Genomic DNA, 936 nt, shown 5'->3' on the forward strand with positions numbered 1-936 from the left:
GTACTGATGATTAATGTGTGGTGTTAGTTGGCCTGGTGATGGCCACAGATATGCGGGTAGACCGTTTGTATGAGGTATGCGACGGGTGGCGGGTTGACGCCCGCCGAGCAGGTGGAAAGGGAGAGGATTCGGTTGGCCGCGGCTGACCGGTTCGCCGCGGGAGCGACTCGGATCGAGGTGGCGCGGGAATTCAAAGTGACCCCGAAAACAGCGGGCTGCTGGTATCGGGCGTGGGAAACGGGGGGTGTGGCGGCGTTGCGGTCGGCTGGTCCGTTGTCGCGGTGCCGATTGGATGATCGGGATCTGGCCCGGTTGGAGGCGATCCTGCGTCGGGGGCCGGGGGTGTATGGCTGGACCGATCAGCGGTGGACCCTGGCCCGGGTCGCTGAGGTGATCAGACGGGAGTTCGGGGTCACCTACACGCTGCCCGGGGTGTGGCTGCTGCTGGACCGCAACGGCTGGTCGTGCCAGCTGCCGGCGCGCCGCGCGGTCGAACGGGATGACGACGCGGTGGCGGGCTGGTCGGAGCAGGGGTGGCCGGCGGTAAAACCACCGCGGCGGCCCGGGGCGCCTGGGTCTGTTTCCTCGATGAGACAGGGCAGGGCCTGAGGCCGCCACGGGGACGGACCTGGGCGCGCCGCGGAGTGACTCCGGTGGTGCGGGTGCCTGGGCGGGGTGGATCGGGGCGGGTGAGTGTGGTCGGGATGGTCTGCTACAAACCCGGGCATCGGGCCCGGTTGGTCTACCGGGCTCGGGTCGGTCACGGCCGTCCGGGTGAGCGGAAGGGGTTGGGCTGGCAGGACTGTCGGGATCTTCTCCTGGCCGCGCACGCGCAGCTTCCCGGGGGTCGGCTGGTGGTGGTGTGGGACCGGTTGAACATCCATCTCCAGGCCGAGATGGCCGTGTTCCTGGCCGCGCACGCCGGCTGGGTGAGTG

At 69.1% G+C, this 936-nt stretch carries 2 protein-coding genes; both read left to right on the plus strand.

The genetic code is table 11. The annotated features are described in order from the left end of the window. The first annotated feature begins 69 nt into the window (after positions 1 to 69). The gene (locus AB1460_RS37815; RefSeq protein WP_368967389.1) at positions 70 to 609 is read left to right on the plus strand and encodes a winged helix-turn-helix domain-containing protein; all 540 of its coding nucleotides are present in this window, start codon (positions 70 to 72) and stop codon (positions 607 to 609) included. Then, on the plus strand, positions 534 to 936 hold a 403-nt coding region (locus tag AB1460_RS37820), incomplete at its 3' end, for a transposase (RefSeq protein WP_368967391.1). The genes AB1460_RS37815 and AB1460_RS37820, both read left to right, overlap by 76 nt.

It is taken from the genome of Parafrankia sp. FMc2 (assembly GCF_041008525.1).
In the GTDB taxonomy this organism is placed as follows: Bacteria; Actinomycetota; Actinomycetes; order Frankiales; family Frankiaceae; genus Parafrankia.